The organism is Ascidiimonas aurantiaca, from assembly GCF_037646345.1.
GTDB lineage: Bacteria > Bacteroidota > Bacteroidia > Flavobacteriales > Flavobacteriaceae > Ascidiimonas > Ascidiimonas aurantiaca.
The window spans coordinates 62,357-85,389 of record NZ_JBBEWR010000012.1 but is presented as its reverse complement, the minus strand read 5'-3'; the positions used below and the strand labels follow the sequence as shown (position 1 = coordinate 85,389).

General features: G+C 38.5%; 17 protein-coding genes. 11 read left to right on the top strand and 6 right to left on the bottom strand.

From position 1 onward, the window contains the following. Positions 1-18 precede the first annotated feature (18 nt). Complete coding sequence (locus WAO84_RS12915; RefSeq protein ID WP_340066284.1) at positions 19-801, bottom strand: THC0290_0291 family protein; 783 nt, start codon at positions 799-801, stop codon at positions 19-21. A 237-nt stretch (positions 802-1,038) separates the two neighbouring features. Between WAO84_RS12915 and gdhA the strand changes: the two genes are divergently transcribed. The 7 genes from gdhA (at position 1,039) to WAO84_RS12880 (ending at position 11,152) form a co-directional block, all read left to right on the top strand. Then, positions 1,039-2,379 (top strand): NADP-specific glutamate dehydrogenase, encoded by a 1,341-nt coding sequence (gene gdhA, locus WAO84_RS12910; protein WP_340066283.1) that lies wholly within the window; start codon positions 1,039-1,041, stop codon positions 2,377-2,379. 202 nt (positions 2,380-2,581) lie between these two features. Then, on the top strand, positions 2,582-3,298 hold the full coding sequence (gene recO / locus WAO84_RS12905; RefSeq protein ID WP_340066282.1) for a DNA repair protein RecO: 717 nt from the start codon (positions 2,582-2,584) through the stop codon (positions 3,296-3,298). A 1-nt stretch (position 3,299) separates the two neighbouring features. Then, entirely contained in the window at positions 3,300-5,714 is a 2,415-nt protein-coding gene (locus WAO84_RS12900) for a TonB-dependent receptor (RefSeq protein WP_340066281.1), read from the top strand. Between the two features lie 235 nt (positions 5,715-5,949). After that, positions 5,950-9,375 (top strand): isoleucine--tRNA ligase, encoded by a 3,426-nt coding sequence (gene ileS, locus WAO84_RS12895; RefSeq protein ID WP_340066279.1) that lies wholly within the window; start codon positions 5,950-5,952, stop codon positions 9,373-9,375. A 4-nt stretch (positions 9,376-9,379) separates the two neighbouring features. Next, positions 9,380-9,763 (top strand): TraR/DksA family transcriptional regulator, encoded by a 384-nt coding sequence (locus WAO84_RS12890; RefSeq protein ID WP_340066277.1) that lies wholly within the window; start codon positions 9,380-9,382, stop codon positions 9,761-9,763. Between the two features lie 82 nt (positions 9,764-9,845). Beyond that, complete coding sequence (locus tag WAO84_RS12885) at positions 9,846-10,439, top strand: hypothetical protein (RefSeq protein ID WP_340066276.1); 594 nt, start codon at positions 9,846-9,848, stop codon at positions 10,437-10,439. A 68-nt stretch (positions 10,440-10,507) separates the two neighbouring features. Then, on the top strand, positions 10,508-11,152 hold the full coding sequence (locus WAO84_RS12880) for a lipoprotein signal peptidase (RefSeq protein WP_340066274.1): 645 nt from the start codon (positions 10,508-10,510) through the stop codon (positions 11,150-11,152). On the opposite strand, the gene WAO84_RS12875 is transcribed toward WAO84_RS12880, so the two are convergent. Both WAO84_RS12875 and WAO84_RS12870 read right to left on the bottom strand, forming a co-directional pair. Beyond that, complete coding sequence (locus tag WAO84_RS12875) at positions 11,133-11,552, bottom strand: response regulator (protein ID WP_340066272.1); 420 nt, start codon at positions 11,550-11,552, stop codon at positions 11,133-11,135. The two genes, WAO84_RS12880 and WAO84_RS12875, sit on opposite strands and share 20 nt — an antisense overlap. Before the next feature lie 12 nt (positions 11,553-11,564). Further along, entirely contained in the window at positions 11,565-13,013 is a 1,449-nt protein-coding gene (locus WAO84_RS12870) for an ATP-binding protein (protein ID WP_340066271.1), read from the bottom strand. A 331-nt stretch (positions 13,014-13,344) separates the two neighbouring features. Here WAO84_RS12870 and WAO84_RS12865 point away from each other — a divergent pair, with 331 nt between their 5' ends. Next, complete coding sequence (locus WAO84_RS12865) at positions 13,345-14,988, top strand: S8 family peptidase (RefSeq protein ID WP_340066270.1); 1,644 nt, start codon at positions 13,345-13,347, stop codon at positions 14,986-14,988. Between the two features lie 65 nt (positions 14,989-15,053). Here WAO84_RS12865 and WAO84_RS12860 read toward each other — a convergent pair whose 3' ends face one another. The 3 genes from WAO84_RS12860 to WAO84_RS12850 all read right to left on the bottom strand — a co-directional run bounded on the left by WAO84_RS12860 (position 15,054) and on the right by WAO84_RS12850 (position 17,512). Next, entirely contained in the window at positions 15,054-15,617 is a 564-nt protein-coding gene (locus tag WAO84_RS12860; RefSeq protein ID WP_340066268.1) for a 5-formyltetrahydrofolate cyclo-ligase, read from the bottom strand. A 385-nt stretch (positions 15,618-16,002) separates the two neighbouring features. Next, on the bottom strand, positions 16,003-16,416 hold the full coding sequence (locus WAO84_RS12855; RefSeq protein ID WP_340066266.1) for a response regulator: 414 nt from the start codon (positions 16,414-16,416) through the stop codon (positions 16,003-16,005). Continuing rightward, entirely contained in the window at positions 16,403-17,512 is a 1,110-nt protein-coding gene (locus tag WAO84_RS12850; RefSeq protein ID WP_340066265.1) for a sensor histidine kinase, read from the bottom strand. Before WAO84_RS12850 ends, WAO84_RS12855 begins: the two co-directional genes overlap by 14 nt. 128 nt (positions 17,513-17,640) lie before the next feature. Between WAO84_RS12850 and uvrC the strand changes: the two genes are divergently transcribed. The 3 genes from uvrC to WAO84_RS12835 all read left to right on the top strand — a co-directional run bounded on the left by uvrC (position 17,641) and on the right by WAO84_RS12835 (position 23,012). Then, a complete protein-coding gene (gene uvrC, locus WAO84_RS12845; RefSeq protein WP_340066263.1) occupies positions 17,641-19,434 on the top strand; it encodes an excinuclease ABC subunit UvrC in 1,794 nt (597 codons plus the stop codon). Then, the gene (locus tag WAO84_RS12840; protein WP_340066261.1) at positions 19,424-21,667 is read left to right on the top strand and encodes a patatin-like phospholipase family protein; all 2,244 of its coding nucleotides are present in this window, start codon (positions 19,424-19,426) and stop codon (positions 21,665-21,667) included. Before uvrC ends, WAO84_RS12840 begins: the two co-directional genes overlap by 11 nt. 187 nt (positions 21,668-21,854) lie before the next feature. Beyond that, complete coding sequence (locus tag WAO84_RS12835; protein WP_340066259.1) at positions 21,855-23,012, top strand: homogentisate 1,2-dioxygenase; 1,158 nt, start codon at positions 21,855-21,857, stop codon at positions 23,010-23,012. The last annotated feature ends 21 nt before the right edge of the window (positions 23,013-23,033 follow it).

Below are 23,033 nucleotides of genomic sequence, written 5' to 3'. Positions count from 1 at the left end.
TGAAAAGAGCGGATTTTTTTATTCCAGATAAAAAATATAGCCCACATTAATACCAAAAACCCAGTCGTTAGACTTATTTTCGGGGTATAAATTTTTGTCTGGGTTTATTCCGTCTATCCAGTCTGAGAAGAAATGGCGCCATGTCAGGTTCAATAATAAATCTTCAGACCTGGTGATCTTGTAACGTGCCCCCAGGGTACCCACCACAGAAAGTACAGAACCGGATTCATTAGTAAAAGCATCAATATATTTTTGCGGGGTAATACGCGGATCTCCCATAACACCCAGTTCTGAAGTAGCTTCCGGAGTGTAGAAATTAAAGCCCACCCCAATACCAATATGAGGGGCCAGCCTGGGGTATCCGTATTCAAAAGCACGCAGGCTAAAAGGGTAATACTCAAGATTGGTACCTACACTAAAAATAGTACTCTGCCCACGCATACCTCTTAATTGTTGTGCTAGTACAGAGGTTTTGCTCTCATCCACATAATCACCGTAATGCTGGAGATTCACTTTTGTATAGGAAAGTTCATTCCGTATTTTAAAATGGTTTTTAAAATATTTAAATCGGGATTCCCTTAAACTGTAATTACGGGTATATGAGAAATTCATATAATGCACGATCCCAATATTGAAACCTGTGTTTCCGATATTGGTGCCAAAGTCATTACGTTGGCCATAATCTGAAAAGAAAAATGCCGGACCCGCATAGACTCCAATCTCATTTGAGAAGAACTGCGCTTTTCCTTTTTGTAAAAAAAGAAAAAGTGCAAATATCAGTACGACTAGTTTTTTTGACATAGAGCGGCTCTTGGGGCTATACCATGAACAAATATATACAAAACTTAACAATCTAAAAACAGATGTTTCTATATCTGTCTTATTATAAAGGGTTTGTTATATTACTCACGTTCAGTTGCTTTACAATTAACAAACTTTTAATTATGAATTTGAGAAAAACTCAAACTTGTTTTTGCATAAAACGTATATTTGCCACGTATTATTATATATTTTTCAATTCTTTATTTAGAATACCTTATGGAAGAAAAAATAAATGAGTTCCTGGAATTAGTGATGATAAGAAATCATCATGAACCCGAATTTCTTCAGGCGGTAAGGGAAGTAGCAGAAACAGTAATCCCTTACATAGTAGAAAGTGACATGTATCATGGCAATAATGTGCTATTGCGAATGGTAGAGCCCGAAAGGGTAATTATGTTTCGTGTTCCCTGGGTAGATGATTCAGGTGAGATCAAGGTAAATCGCGGGTACCGTATTGAAATGAACTCGGCCATTGGCCCTTATAAAGGAGGGCTTAGGTTTCATCCTTCTGTGAATCTGAGTATTCTTAAGTTCCTGGCTTTTGAACAGGTGTTTAAAAACAGTCTTACTACTCTTCCTATGGGAGGCGGTAAAGGGGGGTCAGATTTTGATCCAAAAGGGAGATCCAATGAAGAGGTAATGCGTTTTTGCCAGAGCTTTATGTCAGAGCTTTTTCGCCATATAGGCCCCAACACAGATATTCCCGCAGGAGACATAGGCGTAGGAAGTCGTGAAATTGGCTATATGTTTGGGCAGTACAAACGTCTTAGAAACGAATTCACCGGGGTGCTTACCGGTAAAGGTATTTCCTGGGGTGGTTCTCTCATAAGGCCTGAAGCCACTGGTTACGGAAATGTATATTTCGCAGCCAATATGTTAGGCACCAAAGAAAATGGGCTAAAAGGTAAAAATGTGGTAATTTCAGGTTCGGGAAATGTGGCACAGTATGCAGCTGAGAAAGTCTTACATTTGGAAGGAAAAGTACTCACGCTTTCTGATTCCGGAGGGTATATTTATGACAAAGACGGTATAGATGAAGAAAAACTTAACTTTGTCATGGAACTTAAGAATGAGAAACGGGGGCGTATATCTGAATATGTTGAAAAATACCCGTCTGCCGAGTTCTTTGAAGGAAAAACTCCCTGGGAAGTACCCTGTGACGTAGCTTTGCCCTGTGCAACGCAGAACGAGTTAAATGGGGATGATGCCAAACAACTTATTAAAAACGGATGTATTTGTGTGAGCGAAGGTGCTAATATGCCCTGCACTCCTGAAGCTGTTGAGGCTTTTCATGAAGCCCAGATTCTGTTTGCACCCGGAAAAGCATCTAATGCAGGTGGGGTAGCTGTCTCCGGTTTGGAAATGGCGCAAAACTCCCTTCGTTATAGCTGGACACGAGAAGAAGTAGATGAAAGACTTAAAGGAATTATGAATAACATTCATAAATCCTGTTTACAATATGGTCACTCCAATGGTTTTACCAATTATGTAAAAGGAGCTAACATTGCCGGTTTTGTTAAAGTGGCAGATGCCATGCTTGCACAGGGTGTTGTATAAAAAATAATTATTTATATTCCAAGTGTTTTTAAGAAAGCCTCTCATGGTAACACATGAGAGGCTTTGCATTACATAAGCACAATAAGAATGATTGGAAAATACGCGAATAAGTGTTAAATGTGTATAGAAAACGTATAAAAGTTTCCACTTGTAAAAAAAGAATAGTAAAATTGCTGTCAGAGTTTTTGACGGGCTAAAAGGCATGATTGTTTCTACCAAGGCCATAGTGTTATCTGCCATTAAGTATGGAGATACCAGTCTAATCGTTAAATGTTTGACCGCTTCCTCAGGAATCCATTCATACCTGCTTAAAGGGGTTTTGAAATCCAAAAAAGGAAAACTAAAGGCAGCGTATTTTCAACCACTTACCCAGTTGGAAATCGTAGCGTCTCATAATAATAAGGCGAGTCTCCAGCATTTAAGGGAAGCACGGGTGTACTATACCTATACGAGTGTGTACGCAGATATTAAGAAAGGAGCAATTGCTTTTTTTATTGCAGAAGTCCTTGCCAATGCTATTCATGAAGAAGAAGCGAATAAAATTATGTATCAATTTGTAGAAACATCTCTCCAATGGCTGGACACTCATGATGAGACAGCAAATTTTCATATGATATTTTTAATTCAATTAACCAGGTACCTGGGTTTTTATCCTGATAATTCAGAGAGTTCTCTGCCCTTTTTTGATTTACAGGAAGGCGCTTTTACCAGAAGGGCCACCTCTACGGGTATTGGGGATAATGAGCTGGTTGTTTTTAAACAGTTTCTGGCAACCAGTTATGACAAAGGTGTACAAATACCGCTTCGTAAGGCAGAACGTTCTGCACTGTTAAAAACGTTACTCACCTTTTACCAGTTACACATACACGGCTTTAAAAAGCCAAGATCAATTACTGTTTTAAATGAAATCTTTAACTAATATGTACAGACACTTTTACGTATCTCTTTTCTTTTTATTGTTTTCAGGTTTTTTATTCAGTCAGACCATTCGTGTAATTGACCGTGAAACCTCAGAGCCTCTTTTTAACGTTGCGGTGTACAATCAGGATAAAACAAAAACAGCCCTAACCAATGAGAAAGGTGAGGTAGATATCAGTGTCTTTGAACGTAATGAAAAAATATTTTTCAGGCTTTACGGGTACAATGAAGAAAGGCTGGTTAAAAAGACGGTAATGGGCAGAGGTGTGGTTTATATGTATCCCAAATCTGAATTGTTAGATGAAATTGTAGTTTCTATCTCAAAATGGGAACAACAACGAAGAGATATTCCTCAAAAAATAAGTACACTGAGGTCTGAGGTAGTCACATTTACCAATCCACAAACAGCGGCAGATTTCCTTCAAAACAGCGGGCAGGTTTTTGTTCAGAAAAGCCAGTTGGGAGGAGGGAGTCCCATGATAAGGGGTTTTGCTACCAATCGTTTATTACTAACCGTAGATGGCGTAAGAATGAATACAGCGATCTTTAGAGGAGGGAATGTACAAAATGTGATCTCTATAGATCCGTTTTCTGTAGATCGTACAGAGATTATATTTGGAGCAGGTTCGGTAATTTACGGGAGTGATGCCGTAGGCGGCGTTATGAATTTTTATACCAAAGCTCCCGGTTTATCAGCAAATGAAGAATTTGAAGTCAGAGGTTCTGCTCTTACACGCTATTCTACAGCTAACAATGAGCGTACGGTGCATGCAGACCTTAACCTTTCAGCAGGGAAGTGGGGTTTTCTCAGCAGTGTAAGCTATACAGATTTTGATGATCTCAGAATGGGAAATCACGGGCCTGAAGAGTATTTACGGCCCAGTTTTGTAAAACGTGTGGAGGGCGAAGACCAAATAATTACTAACAGTAACCCGAAAGAGCAGGTGTTTACCGGATACGATCAGATCAACTTAATGCAAAAAATAGCATTTCAACCTAATGAAACCTGGAACTTTGATTTGGGTGTGTATTACTCCTCTACTTCAGATTATGCGAGATATGACCGTCTTTTACGTACCAGAAATGGCCAGCCCCGGTCAGCAGAATGGTTTTATGGCCCTCAACGCTGGTTAATGACCAATTTTAGAGTGTCGAAGAAAGGTAATGGTCATTTTTATGATAATGTGAGGGCTACTCTGGCCTATCAAAACTTTCAGGAAAGCCGTAATGACCGTAATTTCCAGTCAGACATACGGAATACTACTCGTGAAAATGTAGATGCCTATTCAATGAATCTGGATTTTGAAAAAAGAGTACATGAACGTTTAGGGGTTTTTTACGGATTAGAATATGTATTTAATGCTATAAACTCCAGGGGAAACACATTTAATATTCAAACGGGAGAAAGAAATGAAGCACCTTCCAGATATCCGGATGGTTCTACCTGGCAATCTATTGCGGCGTACACAAATGTTGAATATAAGATAGATCCAAAGCTCACCTTATTATCCGGAGTTAGGTACAATCAGGTTTTACTGGATGCTTCTTTTAGCAAAAACAATCGTTTTTTTGATTTTCCTTTTGAAGAAGCCAATATCAATACCGGGGCGTTTACCGGTAGTTTGGGATTAAGCTGGCTACCCACTGAAAGCTGGCAGATAACCCTTAATGGAACCACAGCTTTTCGAGCGCCGAATATTGACGATATCGGGAAGGTTTTTGACTCAGAGCCCGGTTCGGTTATTGTACCAAACCCCAATCTGGACCCTGAATACGCATATAATGCAGAATTAGGTATTCGTAAAAACTTTAATGATCGTTTAATTATTGGAGTAGCCGCCTTTTACACACTTCTTGATGATGCACTGGTAAGGCGTGATTTTTCCTTAAATGGTGAGTCGGTTATAGATTATCAGGGTGAGCCCAGTAATGTGCAGGCCATACAAAATGCAGCCAAAGCAAGGTCATATGGTTTTGAACTGGGCCTTGATGCCTATATAACCCAGGCACTCTCCTTTGTTTCTCATGTCACACTTACCAGGGGAGAAGAAGAGTTGGAAAATGGGGAAACGGCTGCTTTGAGGCATGCGGCACCCTTGTTTGGTGATGCACACCTTATCTGGACCGGACAGAAATTTAAAATAAGCCTTTTTGCCAACTTTAATGGAGAGATCGCTTTTGAAGACCTTGCACCTTCTGAGCAGAACAAACCTTTTATTTATGCCATAGATGAGAATGGAAACCCGTTTTCTCCATCATGGTACACCCTTAATCTGCGTACGCAATATAAAATATCTTCCAGACTGGAAACCAATATAGCATTGGAAAATATAACAGACCAGCGATACCGTATGTACTCTTCCGGAATTGCTGCACCCGGGCGTAATCTCATTATGAGTGTACGATATTTGTTTTAGAGAACAGTTCAAGAAGTCAGTTCTAACTGATTGTATGCCTTTTTCTAAAATTACCGAGCCGCCCCCGGTTTTATTTTTTGAAATTATTTTCATGGGTACCCGGGAAGACGGGTTAGCTTTTCATTAATGCCTTAAGGATGCGAAAATTCTATACATTTTGCGGTTTCTTAAAGGTTCAATTCATTGAAATTTAGTAATTTCGCAGACCTAATTTAGCAATGGAACCTGTCTTATAATGAAGTTTGCAGAATATAATGAACTCGACCTTCCTCAGGTAGCTCAGGAAATACTGAATTACTGGGAAGCGCATGATATTTTTGAAAAAAGTATTTCTACCCGTGAAGGCAAAGAGCCTTTTGTGTTTTTTGAAGGGCCTCCTTCGGCCAATGGGCTTCCGGGTATTCATCATGTTATGGCCCGGGCCATTAAAGATATTTTTTGTCGGTATAAAACTCAAAAAGGATATCAGGTAAAACGAAAAGCAGGATGGGATACACATGGCTTACCCGTAGAGTTGGGCGTAGAAAAAGCCCTGGGAATAACGAAAGAAGATATAGGTAAAAAGATATCTGTTGAGCAGTATAATGCTGCCTGTAGAGAAGCGGTTATGAAATATACAGATGTCTGGAATGACATGACCCGTAAAATAGGATATTGGGTAGATATGCAGGATCCTTATATCACCTATAAGTCCAAGTATATGGAGACCGTATGGTGGCTGCTTAAGCAAATTTACGATAAAGGACTTCTGTATAAAGGGTACACTATACAACCCTACTCTCCTAAAGCAGGTACAGGCCTCAGCTCACATGAGCTCAATCAGCCGGGAACCTATCAGGATGTTACCGATACTACAGTAGTGGCTCAATTTAAAACAAAGGAAGAGACCCTTCCTGATTTTTTAAGGCATTATGGAGATATTTACATACTAGCCTGGACCACTACTCCCTGGACCTTACCTTCAAATACAGCCCTTACCGTAGGGCCGGCTATAGAGTATGTACTGGTTAAAACGTATAACCAATACACCCATCAGCCCGTAAATGTTATCCTTGCCAAATCGCTGGTAGGAAAGCAGTTTAGCGAAAAGTTTCAACCTGCAGCTACAGAAGAAGATCTTGCTGCCTATACAGGCAAAGCCAAGAAGATACCTTATATGGTGGTTAAGGAGTTTACCGGAAAGGAAATGGAAGGGATACGGTATGAACAGCTTTTACCATATACATTACCCTATCGTAATGCTGAAAATGCTTTTAGAGTAATTACCGGAGATTTTGTGACAACCGAAGACGGTACCGGGATTGTGCACACCTCTCCTACTTTTGGTGCCGATGATGCAAAAGTTGCCCGCGAAGCGGTGCCCGAAGTACCTCCAATGCTGGTGCTTGATGAAAATGACGTACCCGTACCCCTGGTAGATCTTCAGGGTCGTTTTCGCCCTGAACTGGGAGATCTGGGAGGCAAATATGTTAAAAACGAATACTATGACGAAGGTGAAGCCCCTGAAAGATCAGTAGATGTAGAGATCGCGATCGCTCTAAAAGAGGCCAACAGGGCATTTAAGGTAGAAAAATATATTCACAGTTATCCCAATTGTTGGAGAACTGATAAACCCATACTCTATTATCCGCTTGATTCCTGGTTTATAAAAGTAACCGAGGTTAAAGACCGTATGTTTGCACTTAACCAGACCATTAACTGGAAACCTCAGGCCACAGGAGAAGGGCGTTTTGGCAATTGGCTAGCCAATGCTAATGACTGGAACCTTTCCCGTTCTCGTTTTTGGGGAATACCCTTACCGGTATGGCGCACTGAAGACGGAAAAGAGGAAATAGTTATTGGCTCTGTAGCAGAATTGAAAACGGAAATGCAGAAAGCCGTTACCGCAGGATTTATGTCAAACGATATCTTTGAAGATTTTGTGGCAGGTGATATGAGTGAAGAGAATTATGAAAAGGTAGATCTTCATAAAAATGTGGTTGACAAGATTGTCTTGGCATCGCCTTCAGGGAAACCTATGAGAAGAGAATCAGATCTTATTGATGTTTGGTTTGATTCGGGTGCTATGCCCTATGCTCAATGGCATTATCCTTTTGAAAACAGAGAAAAAATTGATGAAAAAACCTCCTTCCCGGCTGATTATATAGCTGAAGGGGTAGATCAAACGCGGGGATGGTTTTATACATTGCATGCCATTGCTACCATGGTTTTTGATTCGGTTGCCTATAAAAATGTAGTATCTAATGGATTAGTGCTCGATAAAAACGGACAAAAAATGTCTAAGCGTTTAGGCAATGCCATAGACCCCTTTGAAACACTTAAAGCGTATGGGCCGGATGCTACCCGCTGGTACATGATAAGTAATGCCAACCCCTGGGATAATCTAAAATTTGACCTGGAGGGCATTGCCGAAGTACGGCGTAAATTTTTTGGGACCCTTTATAATACATATTCCTTTTTCAGTCTTTATGCCAATATTGACAGATTTCAATATAAAGAACCCGATGTTCCTATAGAAAAACGTCCCGAAATAGACCGTTGGATTCTTTCCGAGTTGCATTCGCTTATCAAAAAAGTAGATACTTTTTATACAGATTATGAGCCTACCAAAGCTGCAAGGGCCATTTCAGAGTTTGTGCAGGAAAATCTTAGTAACTGGTTTGTAAGACTTAGCAGAAGAAGGTTTTGGAAACCCGCCCAGAACATAAAAAATGGTATGAACGGGCAGGAAGAAGATAAGATTTCGGCATATCAAACGTTATATGCCTGTCTGGTTACTATTGCTAAATTAGGAGCCCCTATTGCCCCTTTTTATATGGACAGACTTTATAGAGATTTAACGGGAGCTACACAAAAAGAAAACTTTGAAAGTGTACATTTGGCTGATTTTCCTTCGTTTAACGAAGCGATCATTGACCGAAAACTGGAAAGTAAGATGGAAAAGGCGCAAACCATTTCGTCTTTAGTACTTTCCCTTAGAAGAAAAGAAATGATACGTGTGCGTCAACCACTGCAACGTATTATGATACCAGTACTCAATGAGGAGCAACGGGAAGAGATAGAAGCAGTATCAGCACTTATAAAAGCTGAAGTAAATGTAAAGGAAATAGAGTTGCTTGATGATGCTTCGGGCATTTTAGTAAAACATATAAAACCTAACTTTAAGGTGTTAGGACCCAAATATGGGAAAGACATGAAGTTGATTTCCAGTGCTATACAGCAAATAAATACTGTTGAAATACAAAAACTGGAACAATCAGGGATTTTACCCCTTGACATTAACGGAAAAAAGATTAATTTAGAATTAGATGAAGTAGAGATTTCATCTCAGGATATTGAAGGATGGTTAGTGGCCAACTCAGGTGCGCTTACTGTAGCCTTAGATGTTACCATTACTGATGATCTCAGAGAAGAAGGGGTAGCTAGAGAATTGGTAAACCGCATTCAAAACCTCAGGAAAGATTCAGGCTTTGAAGTAACAGACAGGATACATGTGAGACTTCAGAAAAACGGACTCGTTGAACAAGCTGTACGAAGTAATTTAGATTACATCAAGGCAGAAACCCTCACCGCAGAGTTAGATTTTGAAGACCATATGGAAAATGGCACAGAAGTAGTATTTGACGATATACAAACCAGATTGTTTATTCAAAAACATTAAGATTATGAGTGAAGATGTTAAAGTTAGGTATTCAGACAAAGATTTGGAAGAATTTAAGGCTTTAATAGAAGCCAAAATAGAAAAAGCCAAACAAGATATGGAACTCTTGAAAAGCTCTTATATGAATGATGGAAATAATGGTACAGATGATACGTCCCCCACGTTTAAAGCTTTTGAAGAAGGTTCTGAGACTATGAGTAAAGAAGCGAATACGGCACTGGCTATTCGTCAGGAAAAGTTTATTCGCGATCTTAAAAATGCATTAGCAAGAATTGAGAATAAAACTTATGGGATTTGCCGGGTAACCGGAAAACTTATTAATAAGGAACGCCTCAAACTAGTGCCGCATGCAACCTTAAGCATAGAAGCAAAAAATATGCAGAAATAATGTATAAAGTTTTATAAAAAGCGCCTTCAGGGGCGCTTTCTTTTTATTTGTGAAATGTATTCCTTTTTTTACTGTTGTTTTTTTGTTAGTGCGTATTTCGTACGCACAACATCAGGTTACCAGAGAGATCTCCGGCAGTAAGATAACACGTATTCAAATAGACAGCCGCATGGCTTCTGCACTCAAAGTAACCACCCATACATCTCAACAAATAACCGTTACACTCAAAACAGAAGGCGAATTTACAGAAGAGATATTTCCGGTAATTCAAAAACCCACTCCGGGAGAACTCAGTATCAGATTGGTTTGGAACCCGGCATTCACATTACCAGATGATAAACTGAGTGCGCATAAAGTGATTTCTGTTTCGCTGGAAGTGCGTATTCCTGAAAGCAGGATAGTTAGTATAAAAGGAGGAGATGCTTTTTCCATAATTAAAGGCAAATACGAGAAAATAGCGATAAAGCTCGATGATGCACATTGTTATCTGGAAGAAGTTACCGGATTTTTGGAAGTTACTGTGAATAAAGGCAATATTCATATTCTTAGCCCCGAAGCCAATGTGCAAGCTACTTCTCTGTATGGCAGGGTAGAAGGCAAAGCAAAAAAAACGTATAAGACCTATATTCATGCAACGTCAAAACGAGGAAACGTTTACATAAATAAACCCGAATAATATTCTTATTTTTGGCCTTTGTTGAAAAAAAAAGGAAATGATCCTTTTTTGCCCGTTATTTTATTGTTATGTCATTGAAGAAAGCTACTCTGGTAATAGCCATTGTATTATTACTGGATCAGATTGTAAAAATCTATATTAAAACTCATTTCGTTTATGGAAGTGAGGGAATGATACATGTAACCAACTGGTTCAAAATATTATTAATAGAAAACGAAGGGGCCGCCTGGGGTACCCGAATAAGCGATATAGTTCCCATTTCAGATCGTTCTGCCAAATTGTTTTTAACTATTTTCAGGCTTTTTGCCATAGTGGGAATTGGGTACTGGCTCTATAAAACAATCTTAAGAAAAGGACCTTCTATCCTGATTTTTTCCATTTCACTTATTTTTGCAGGGGCTTTGGGAAATATTATAGACTCTGTTTTTTACGGACTCATTTTTGATGAAAGCTATGGTAAAACGGCTACTTTATTTGCAAAGGATCCCTATGGAACCCTTTTTCATGGAAAAGTAGTAGATATGTTGTACTTTCCTATGGTTGATACTACCTGGCCAGACTGGGTACCCTGGTTAGGAGGTGAAAGCTTTCGTTTTTTTGAACCTGTTTTTAATCTGGCAGACACAGCCATAAGTACAGGAGTGGGTATTCTGCTGGTTTTTAACAAAAAAGCATTTCCTCCTGCCGAAACCACTAATCAACCTCCTGCTTAAAAAGGGTTTCTAGTTCCTTAGGCATTACCGGTTTAATGATATAGCCGGAAACTGATGACAGGTCATGGGCTTTTGCTACATCATTAGGGTCAATAGATGAACTTACAATATACAGGGTAATAACTTTTTGATGTCGTTTTTCTATCTTCATAAAGTGTTCAAGAAACTGCCACCCGTCCATGACCGGCATATTGAGATCCAGCAGTATGATATTAGGAACCCTGATATTCCTGGGCCCGTTAAAAACTTTTTCAAAATAGTCAAGTGCTTCTTTTCCGTTGCTAAAAATTAAAAGTTCCCGGCTAAGATTCTTTGATTCTATGATGCGCTTTACCAGACTTACATATATTTTGTCGTCATCAATAATGCAGGCAAGCTCTATAGGTTTGTTGTCATTCATTAATAATCTGTACTAAAAGTTGATTTTAAAACAGGACCCCTGGTTTACCTCACTGGTAACTTCAATAGTACCGTTAAGTGATTCAATTTGGTTTTTAGTGATAAAAAGACCTATACCAACAGCGTCTTTTTTACTGTGAAATGTTTTGTACATTCCAAATATTTTTGTCCCGAATAATTTAAGGTCAATACCTATACCATTATCGGTTATAGTCATTGATACTCTGTCTTTTGTTTTACGGGTTTGTATTTTTATAATAGGATCTCTTTTAGGGTGTTTGTATTTAATAGCATTGGTGATCAGGTTTAACAATATACTTTCAAGATAAGCAGGGATGTAATTTATAGTACGCGCCTCGGAAAAATCAGCTTCAATAGTTGCTTTTTCCTGTGTAATGATCTGGTTTATGGAAGCAGTTACTACTTGTAAAGTTTTTTCAAAACTTATCTTTTTTGGTTTTTTGTTAATTTGTGTATGTATAGCGGCAACTTCGTTAAGGTGTTCAATAGTAATATTAAGACTGTTTGATATTTGTGTCACCGTATGTAAGAGTTCATTTTTTTCTTTTTCATCAGTTGCTTGATTAATAAGCTCGGTTACCAGTTGGAGGTTACTTGAATGTGACCTCAGGTTATGAGAAACAATATGGGCAAAATTAAAAAGCCGTGCGTTTTGAGTGGCGATAATATCCATAGAGTCCTGTAAATGCAGTTCTTTCAGCTTTAAAGTGTCAATATCCTGTATAACTCCTCTAATACCAATAAGATGCTGTTTCTCATTAAAAACAGGTTTTCCTATAATAACCGCCCAGAAATGCCTGTTTTTTGAAGTGCTCATGCGTATCTGTATCCTGAAAGCATGGCCAAGAGTGCACGCGATAAAATGGCGCAACGTATAGAAGTAATAGTTTTTAGTTATATGTTCCAGACCTTTTTTAACGGTAGGCGGTGTACTTTTTTTTAACTCAAGAATTTTACGAACACCCCGGTCCCAATATGTTTTTTGATGAACAAAGTCTATGAACCAACCCCCTGTTCTGGTCATTTCAGCACTTTCCTGATAAAAAAACTTATTTTCTTCATACCGTATCTGGTACTTCTTTTTATCGTTTATATCCTGAAAAACAATGAAAAAAGAGTCTGAATTGATCAATTGTTCTGTAGAAGTATCTGTTTTACAGAGCAGCCAGTGATATTGATTATTAAAAGTTTTTACCCGTATCTCCAGTTGAAAGGGAAGATCGTATTTTATATAATCCCGAAAGTTTTCCAAAATAATTTGTACATCATTCTCATGGACAAAATTCTTGGCAAAATCTGTTAAAGACAGGTTCATTTCTTCATACCCGAAAACACTGAAAAAACCTTCCGACCATGACTCCTGGAGATCAGACTTATCCAGGGTCCAGTAATGGAAATCGAGTACTTCAGAAAGCGATTTTAAGGTAAGCTCCTTAAACATTTTCTAAATGCCTTGAGATTTATGGGACAAATCATACGTTTATAAGGTAACTAATATAGAAAAAAATATCTAATTCCTACATGTATAATTGTGAATTAACAAGGTGCTGAAAGGTTTTTAACTAAGTGTTATTACGTAAGTTAACAATTGCCATAAAATAAAAGTATAGTAATTTTTAACTATTTGAAAAATATTTGGATGTTTTTTTACAAAAAAACCGACTTTTCTGGCAAAACATTAAATATAGTAAAATTCTTACAAAAGAATTGGGAATAATAATATATATGATTATTTTTGCTCATAAGTTTATTAACTACTTAATCTATTAACTATGAAAAAAATGATTAGAAAAGTACTGGTAACATTAGGTGTTTCAGCTATGTTACTGGCCGTGTCCTGTAGCAGGGATGAGGAGTTTACTGTGGAAGAACCCACGGCGGTAGCTGAAGAGCAGACCGGTATCTTGAGTAAAAATCAACTCGATGATTACATTGTAGAAACTATTAATCGCACCGGTACTTCTTTTGACTGGAGTTCTGCTCCTGATAATGTAGTTTGGAGTGCCATGTTACTGTCTGAACAGATTGCTATAGTGGGCTACAAAGTTTCTGGATGGAGTACAGAACAATCCAGACAGTTCATGTTGGATAACGATATTGAAAAAAGAGGGTTGTCTGGAGAGATCCTGAAGATTAAAAGCGAGCTTTTACAAATAGCTTCTGAGAAAGAGGCAGAGAGCGGCCAGACCGATCGTTCGGAGATGATCGTATATGAGAACGATAAGTTTCTTAGCCTGTACCTTAAAATAAACAGTATTGAAACGCTAAAAGCCTTACGTCAATCTGAAAATGTACGATATGTAGAGCCTACATATCATCCGTTTGTAGAAGAGATCACTAAAAATTATGAGCAGACCACTCCGGAAGGAAGCGGTCTTTACACCGTAGGTTGTGGTACTTATGGACCTAATTTTAGTTTACGACCTAATTTTGACTATGCTACCATTGCACCCGATGCGAAAATATCGTGGAATTATCGTTATCACAAAATCAAAGAAGCCTGGGAGACCGGAGGCGTTTCCGGCAGAGGTACCGGTAAAGGTATTGGTGTGGCTATTCTTGATACCGGCTTAGGGCTTAGCCAGGGAAGCCTGTCTTCTACCAGTGGTTTGAATGCGGGTTATGTTACCGGGCGAACCCTGAGTACCTGGAATTTACTTGACCGGTCACAGTCAGTAGATGATTTTTGTGGGCATGGTACGGCTCTGGCCGGTACTATTGCAGCTCCCAGAAGAGGTATAGGTACTATGGTGGGGGTTGCTTATGGAAGTAACCTTTATAGCTACAAAGTGGCTGAAGGTGTACTTATTTTTGGAAGTGCTGCTATTAGAGCAGTAACAGATGCTTACTATGTATCTGGTAATACTGCCAACATTCGTATTACCAGCCTAAGCATGGGTAATGTTGTGCGTATTACTGAAGTAGCAGATGCCATTGTGTATGCGTACGAAAGAGGAAAACTTAATTTTGCAGCGGCTGGTACAGCTGCTTACGCTTCATGGTTCTCTGTGCCGTTTGCCAATCTAAGTAACATAGTATTCCCTGCAAATATGACAGAATACGGAGGTGAAGTAGTAATGGGCGTAACCGGAATTACAACAACTTATGAAAGATGTGTAGATTGTGTTCAGGGGCCCACTGTAGATTTTGCGGTAGTGATGCAACAATCTAATGGTACTACTCCTTTAGCTATGGCCAGGACCAGCAACTGGCCTACCACAATTGGAGGATCCTCGGTAGCAACTGCAACCATGGCTGGCATAGCTGCCATAGTTTGGGGTAAGACATCTACCCGGCCCAGAGCAGACGTAGTATCTGCATTAAAAGCTACGAGTGACTTTCCATCCCGAAGTAATCCTATTTTCGGGCACGGAAAAGCTAATGCTCAAGCAGCATGGAATGTAATGTCTAATTAATCCATTCTCAGAATTACTTCTCTTTTTCAGGTGCCCGGTAATATACCGGGCACTTTCTTTTTTCTTTAAAAGGTGTATATTTTATGTGGAGTCACGCAGTAGTCTAAGCGCATATCAGTATCAGTTACGTCTGTAATAGATGGTTCCGGCTCAAAAAAAGAGAGCCCCACTTTAATTACTGAAGCTTTACAGGAAGAAAGAAAACGATCATAAAAACCTTTTCCATACCCTATACGATTTCCCTTTACATCATAGGCAAGCAGCGGTACATAAACGACATCTATACTGGAAACCGGGATTTCTATACCTGACACCGGTTCGGGAATATGATATTTGCTTTTTTTTAGGAGGGTACCATCGGTAAGCAAAAAGTGTTGCATCTGCATGCTCTCAAAACACGACCTTGATATGGCTATCTCTTTGTCTTTGCCTTGAAGTATGGTAATAAGAAAACTGGTATCTACTTCTTTTTGTTCTTCTATAGTCAAGAAAACATGATAAACACGAAAACTCCAGACAGGAAGCTTTAAAGCCTGGTTGGCAATTGCAATACTTTGGGAAATTCGGGACTTAGTGTCAATACTTTTGCGTAGGGTACGGTATTTTTCACGCAAAGCATTTTTTTCCATAGGAATTAATCAATCGAAGTAATCATGTCAGGCCCTGTAAGAAAGCCTTCCCGAACGTGGTCATTAACCTTATCAGAAAAGTTTTGCCGCGCAACTACGGTTCTCGACTTAAAGAACCTCGTAACGAAAATAGCAGTTACAAATAACGAAAGATACACAACAAGGGCTAAAATATACATTTCCATAACCTTTTTTTTAGGTTATGCTAATATAATAAAACGTTTGTTAAGGAATCGATAAAAAGCATATAATTTCGACAAAATACACACCATATTGGTTATTTATTAAGAAAAAAATACGATTTCCTGCAAATTTTGGATATATAGAAACCGAATTTTCGTACGTAACGCGTTTTTGAATTAGTTTAATTAGTAAACATAATTTACTACTTACAGGATACGCTCTTAAAAATATGCTCTAACTGACTTATGGAAATAGGCTTTACAAAATAGTCTGTTACCAGTGCTATTTCTTTGGCTCTCATAATATCTTTGGGATTAATAGAAGAGCTAACCAGATAAATGATGATCTCTTTTTGGTATTTGTCTTTAAAAGTTTCAAAAGCGTTTAAAAACTCCCATCCGTCCATTTCAGGCATATTTATATCCAGCAATAAAAGCTTTGGTAGTTTACTTTCATCTTTTTCATGAATAGTATCCTGAAAAAAGTCAAGCGCTTCTTTCCCATTCTCAAAAACCAGTACCTGCTCTGAGAATCTTTTAATACCAATAATTCTTTTTAACATTTCAGTATAAAAAGGGTCATCATCAATGATGCAAGTGATATCAACAGGTTTCATTAAATATAATTGTAAAACGAGTTCCCAGGTTCACCTGGCTGTCAATTTCTATTTGTCCGTTTAGCTGCTCAACATGATATTTAACAGTAAAAAGACCCAGGCCACGAGCCTCTTTATGGTCGTGAAAAGTTTTATACAAGCCAAAAATTTTATGTCCGTACTTTTTCATATCAATACCCAAACCATTATCTGCAAAAATGAGTATTTTCTCTCCTTTTTCTATTTGAGTGGATATTTCAATTACAGGAGGCCTTTCCGGATGGCTGAATTTTAAAGCGTTTGATAATAGGTTAAACAAAATGCTGTCTATTGATATATGTAAATGTTTTATAGTCTCAAAAGCATCAAACTTTTCTATAATGGTGGCCTGTTGCTCTTTAATGCTTTTTGATAACAACTTTTTTGCTCTGTACAGGCTATCTTTAAGGTTTACGTCAACAAGCTCTTCATTCCATTTTCTTGTGATGAGAATTTCGTTAAGTTGCTCAATAGTTTCATTCAAGCTATTACATATTTGCCTGGACTGTTTGATATAATGCTTCTTTTCATTTTCATCTTTAAGCTCATCAAGTAGCGTAAACATAAGTTCAAGATTTCCGGAATGAGAACGAAGGTTATGAGATACTATATGCGCAAAACTCTGTAGTTTTTCTGTTTGAGATTGTATAACGGTAAGTGTTTTTTGCAGTTTTAGCTCTTTCCTTTTTTGAAGGTCAATATCCTGAAAAATACCGCGTACACCAATGATCTTACCATTTTTCTTTACTGCTTTCCCTTTGGTTCGTATCCAGATAACGTTGTTTTTTGCGGTTTTAATGCGCAACTGCATATCGAATTCCTCTCCTTCCTTAACACATTTGAAAAAAGTTTTTGTGATGATTTCACGATCTCCATCAATGTAAAAGCTTATACCCTTATTAACATTAGGATCGTATCCTGGTTCAACTTCATGAATTTCCCTTACCATATCATCCCAATAGGCTATCATAGTATTTGCATCAACGTACCAGCCACCTGTACGGGTCATCTCTGCTGTCTCCCTGTAGAAAAACTCTTCATTCAAGATTTTATGCGGAAGTATTGACATTTCGTTCATGCTGTAAGATTCGAAAAAAGAGGGGCAACAGTACAACAAGTATCTGCAAGGTATTAAAAAAATATAATTTACTAAAACAGGTTTGAAAATTATTATCATTTATATCTTTAGACTCATATTTGAAAGCCATGGCAAAGATTCCGGTTCAAATACAAATTCAAACCCTTCCCGACAGCCCGGGAGTATATGAATTCTATGATAAAAATGATAAAATTATTTATGTAGGAAAGGCTAAAAGCCTTAAGAAGAGGGTTGCCTCATACTTTCAAAAAAATCACAATACCGGAAAAACCCGGGTACTGGTAAGTAAGATCACAACAGTAAAACATATTGTGGTGCAAACAGAAACAGATGCCCTTTTACTTGAAAATAATCTCATAAAAAAATACAGGCCTCGATATAATGTTTTATTGAAAGATGATAAATCATATCCCTGGATATGTATTAAAAAAGAAAGGTTCCCGCGCGTTTTTCCCACCCGAAAACTTATTAAAGACGGTTCGGAATATTACGGGCCATATACCAGCATGAAAACAGTACGCACCCTGCTTGACCTTATACGGGGGCTCTACCCGCTTAGAACCTGTAACTATGACCTCTCTCAGGAAAAAATTGAGGCCGGTAGGTACAAAGTTTGTCTTGAGTACCACCTGGGGAATTGTAAAGGTCCCTGTGAAGGCCTGCAGACTGCAGATGCGTATGAAGCTCAAGTCTCTGAGATACGAAAAATAATTAAAGGAGATTTCAAAGGTTCATTGGCATCATTTCGTGATCAAATGAAAGAACTGGCAGCCAACATGGCGTATGAAGAAGCTCAGAAAGTAAAAGAAAAAATAGAAATACTCGAAAACTATCAGGTAAAATCTACCATTGTTAATCCGGGTATTAACAATGTAGATGTTTTTTCCATAGTGTCTGATGAAACCTATGCTTATGTAAACTTTTTGCAGCTTTCTTATGGTGCTATTATAAGGTCACATACCGTAGAGTTAAAGAAAAAACTGGATGAGACCGATAAGGAGTTACTGGAACTGGCCATTACTGAGTTAAGGCAAAGATTCCATTCACAATCTGATGAGATATTTCTCCCATTTGAAGTACATGTAGCAGGTAACGCAAAAATAACAATTCCTAAACTGGGAGATAAAAAGCGTATCGTAGAATTATCAGAACGTAATGCCAGGCATTTCAGGCAGGAACGTTTTAAGCAGGCAAAAGTGATAGACCCGGACCGACATGTGAAAAGAATAATGACACAAATGAAAAAAGATCTGAGACTGTCTTCAGAACCCTACCATATAGAATGTTTCGATAATTCCAATATTCAGGGAAGCAATCCCGTAGCAGCCTGTGTAGTATTTAGGGATGGAAAACCCAGTAAAAAAGAGTATCGCCATTTTAATATTAAAACCGTAACGGGTCCGGATGATTTTGCATCGATGGAAGAAGTAGTGTACAGACGTTATAAAAGAATGGTAGAAGAAGATGAGCCGTTGCCTCAGCTCATTGTTATTGATGGCGGAAAAGGACAATTGTCATCTGCCTTAAAAAGCCTTGAAAAACTTGATCTCAGGGGGCGTATAGCTATTATTGGGATCGCGAAAAAACTGGAGGAAATCTATTATCCGGGTGATTCATTACCCCTGTACCTGGATAAAAAGTCGGAAACCCTGAAAGTAATACAGTATCTTCGTAATGAAGCACATCGTTTCGGGATAACTTTTCATCGCAATAAGCGAAGCAAAGCTGCTCTCGATTCTGAATTGGAAGAGATAGAAGGAATAGGCCAAAAAACTGCCAATAAACTGCTTAGACAGTTTGGATCGGTAAAGAGAATAAAAGAAGCTTCTATAGATAAACTGTCAATAGTAATAGGCCCCTCAAAAGCCCATAAAATTTATGAAAGCTTACATGAAAAATAACTATTTTCAGGTAATGAAAAAACTGTTGTGGATTTTGGTGCTGGGAAATCTTCTTCCACTGTATGGGCAGCAAACCCAAAGTGAAGATGTAAAAGTAGGTTTGGTATTAAGTGGGGGTGGTGCCAAAGGGTTTGCCCATATTGGGGCTTTAAAAGTAATTGAAGAAGCCGGTATTCGTATTGATTATATTGGTGGCACCAGTATGGGTGCCATTATAGGAGCATTGTATGCTTCCGGATATTCTGCCAAACAATTAGATTCTATTTTCAGACAGGTAGAATTTGAAAAACTTATCCAGGATCAGCTTCCCAGAAACGTCAAAACCTTTTACGAGCGGGATGATCAGGAACGCTATGCACTTACCCTTCCCTTTACCGGGTTTAAAGTAAAGTTCCCTTCTGCCATATCACGAGGGCAAAATGTGTATAATCTCCTTTCCAGATTGCTTCAACATGTAAGCCATGTGAAGGATTTTAATGAACTTCCCATTCCTTTTTTCTGCGTAGCTACAAACATTGAGACCGGAGAGGCGGTGTTACTTAACAAAGGGTATTTACCAGAGGCCATAAGTGCCAGTGGCGCTTTCCCTTCCCTGTTTGAACCGGTAGAGCTGGACAATAAACTGCTAATTGATGGAGGAGTGGTAAACAATTATCCCATAGATGAAGTAAAAGCCATGGGAGCCGATGTGATCGTAGGGGTTGATGTTCAGGATGCACTTGCCAAAAGAGAAACACTTACATCGGCTACTAACATTCTACTTCAAATAAACAATTACAGAACGGTAAATGATATGAAACTAAAATCAGGAAAAACAGATGTGTACATTAAGCCTGATATAAGTGCATTTACCGTAATTTCATTTGAAGAAGGTGAACAAATTATCAAATCCGGCGAAGAAGGGGCCCTTCAAAAATGGGATGACCTGGTAGCGCTTGCCGGGAAACAAAAAACAAAACCTTACAGAGTTGCACCCGCATTTGAAAAAGCAGATAGTATTCTTATTAAGAAAATAACGATGCAAGGGAATGATGATTATACCAGGGCTTACATTAAAGGAAAGTTGCGATTAAAACTTGATGAGTATATAAGTTATGAAAAGTTTGATCAGGGTATAAATAACCTTTCCGCCACCAACAATTTTTATGCCATACGGTACCAGTTAACACCTTTTGAAGGTGGAAAACACCTGGAAATGAGCCTAAGAGAGAATACATCAACTACTTTTTTGAAAATGGGGGTACACTATGATGATCTTTATAAAAGCGGTGCATTGATCAATGTTACCAAGAAACGACTTTTTTTCAATGATGATGTTGCCTCTTTAGATGTTATTCTGGGAGATAATGTAAGGTATAATTTTGAATATTATATTGATAAAGGTTTTTATTGGAGCTTTGGAGTTAGCTCCCGGTATAACGGTTTTGAAAAAAGCCTGGATTTTCGATTGATCCAACAGGAAGCAGGGTTGCCAGATGCCGAGGTAAACCGTATTAATGTGGAAGTGAGTGATTTTACTAATCAAATCTATGTGCAAACCGTAATCAAACAACAATTTGCGTTTGGTATGGGCCTGGAGCATAAACATTTGCGATATGAGTCTGAGACCATTAGTGAAGGTTCGGGGCCTGCCGTTTTTGAAGATAGCGATATTTACAGTGCTTTTGGTTTTTTGAAACTGGATACGTATGACAACCGGTACTTTCCCAAAAAAGGAGTTTTTATTGATGGGGATTTTCACTTGTATCTTTATTCTACCGATTTTCCCGGAAATTTTGATCAGTTTTCCATAGGGAAAGCCAAGTTTGGAGTAGCTACTACCCCTTTTAGAAAAGTAGCACTAAACTTTAGTACAGAAGGCGGGTTTACGCTGGGTGGTACAGAATATAATTCACTCGATTTTCTTCTGGGAGGGTATGGCAATGACCTTATAAATAATTTTATTCCTTTTTACGGATACGACTTTATAAGTTTTGGTGGTGATAGTTATGTAAAAGCCACCGCTACAATAGACTATGAGTTCATTCGAAAGAACCACCTTAATTTTTCGGCCAATTTTGCCAATGCTCAGGACGACCTTTTTAAAAGCGGAGAATGGTTTACCACACCAGACTATACAGGCTATGCCATAGGGTACAGTCTGGAAACCTTTTTAGGCCCTGTGGAGATTAAATATACCTGGTCTCCGGAGAACAGAGCCCGATGGTTTTTTAATGTAGGTTTCTGGTTTTAAGGCTTCTTTTACAAAAAAAACGTAAATATTTACGATATTTGTGATATGACACTCTTTTGGGCATCATTGCTGGAACACTTACATTATCTCATTAAGAGAAATCCTGAATGAGTAAACCCGATATGCATTGTAATGCATACGCTTTCATATCATATTATACAAATACGTTAAACATAAACTCTTTGTAATGCCTTTTTATCATCAACTAGGAAAAATTCCGCAGAAGCGGCATACCATATTTCGAAAACCAGATGGAAGTTTGTACTATGAACAATTATTTGGTACCATTGGTTTTGACGGGATGTATTCAAATCTGTATCATGAACACAGGCCCACACAGGTTAAGGAAATAAAAGGTTCGTATAACGCAGCACCTTCCGTAGCCATAATAAACAATATGAAATCCTATAGATTTCACGGGTTTAAAGTACCTGCCGAAAATGACTATCTGGAAAGCAGAAAACCGGTACTCACAAATGCAGATTGTACCATTATTCTGGCTTCACCCAAAAAATCAATAACTGATTATTTTTACAAGAATGCCGATGCCGATGAACTCATATTCATTCACAAAGGTTCCGGAAAGCTGAGAACACATCTGGGAAATCTTGATTTTTCATACGGAGATTATCTGCTTGTACCCAGAGGTGTCATTTACCAAATAGACTTTGATACGGAAGATAACCGTTTGTTTATAGTAGAATCCAGACGCCCTATTTATACTCCTAAACGCTATAGAAACTGGTTTGGACAGCTACTGGAGCATTCTCCCTTTTGTGAGCGCGATATCCGTAAACCCAATGAGTTGGAGTCACATGATGAGAAAGGAGACTTTTTGATGAAAGTAAAAAAGCAGGATACGATTTTTGACATGGTATATGCCACTCATCCTTTTGATGTGGTAGGGTACGATGGCTATAATTATCCTTATGCTTTTTCCATTCATAATTTTGAGCCTATTACCGGGCGCATACATCAGCCGCCACCGGTGCATCAAACTTTTGAAACAGACGCTTTTGTAGTATGTAGCTTTGTGCCGAGGTTGTATGATTACCACCCCGAAAGTATTCCGGCACCTTATAACCACAGTAATATAGACAGTGATGAAGTATTGTATTATGTAGATGGCGACTTCATGAGTAGAAATGATATCGCTGCAGGACATATTTCCTTACACCCGGCAGGAATACCACACGGGCCACACCCCGGTGCCGTAGAAAGAAGTATTGGCCAGACCAAAACAGATGAACTTGCTGTTATGGTAGATACTTTTAAACCACTTATGGTTACCGAAGAAGCTATGAAAATAGCAGATGAAACGTACCACAAATCGTGGCTGGAATAAACAAAAAATTCATAGAGTAAG

Excerpts from the sequence above, each read along its gene's own strand:
- WAO84_RS12915 (WP_340066284.1), bottom strand. The coding sequence starts at position 801 with ATGTCAAAAAAACTAGTCGTACTGATATTTGCACTTTTTCTTTTTTTA.
- gdhA (WP_340066283.1), top strand. The coding sequence starts at position 1,039 with ATGGAAGAAAAAATAAATGAGTTCCTGGAATTAGTGATGATAAGAAAT.
- recO (WP_340066282.1), top strand. The coding sequence starts at position 2,582 with ATGATTGTTTCTACCAAGGCCATAGTGTTATCTGCCATTAAGTATGGA.
- WAO84_RS12900 (WP_340066281.1), top strand. The coding sequence starts at position 3,300 with ATGTACAGACACTTTTACGTATCTCTTTTCTTTTTATTGTTTTCAGGT.
- ileS (WP_340066279.1), top strand. The coding sequence starts at position 5,950 with ATGAAGTTTGCAGAATATAATGAACTCGACCTTCCTCAGGTAGCTCAG.
- WAO84_RS12890 (WP_340066277.1), top strand. The coding sequence starts at position 9,380 with ATGAGTGAAGATGTTAAAGTTAGGTATTCAGACAAAGATTTGGAAGAA.
- WAO84_RS12880 (WP_340066274.1), top strand. The coding sequence starts at position 10,508 with ATGTCATTGAAGAAAGCTACTCTGGTAATAGCCATTGTATTATTACTG.
- WAO84_RS12875 (WP_340066272.1), bottom strand. The coding sequence starts at position 11,552 with ATGAATGACAACAAACCTATAGAGCTTGCCTGCATTATTGATGACGAC.
- WAO84_RS12870 (WP_340066271.1), bottom strand. The coding sequence starts at position 13,013 with ATGTTTAAGGAGCTTACCTTAAAATCGCTTTCTGAAGTACTCGATTTC.
- WAO84_RS12865 (WP_340066270.1), top strand. The coding sequence starts at position 13,345 with ATGAAAAAAATGATTAGAAAAGTACTGGTAACATTAGGTGTTTCAGCT.
- WAO84_RS12860 (WP_340066268.1), bottom strand. The coding sequence starts at position 15,617 with ATGGAAAAAAATGCTTTGCGTGAAAAATACCGTACCCTACGCAAAAGT.
- WAO84_RS12855 (WP_340066266.1), bottom strand. The coding sequence starts at position 16,416 with ATGAAACCTGTTGATATCACTTGCATCATTGATGATGACCCTTTTTAT.
- WAO84_RS12850 (WP_340066265.1), bottom strand. The coding sequence starts at position 17,512 with ATGAACGAAATGTCAATACTTCCGCATAAAATCTTGAATGAAGAGTTT.
- uvrC (WP_340066263.1), top strand. The coding sequence starts at position 17,641 with ATGGCAAAGATTCCGGTTCAAATACAAATTCAAACCCTTCCCGACAGC.
- WAO84_RS12840 (WP_340066261.1), top strand. The coding sequence starts at position 19,424 with ATGAAAAATAACTATTTTCAGGTAATGAAAAAACTGTTGTGGATTTTG.
- WAO84_RS12835 (WP_340066259.1), top strand. The coding sequence starts at position 21,855 with ATGCCTTTTTATCATCAACTAGGAAAAATTCCGCAGAAGCGGCATACC.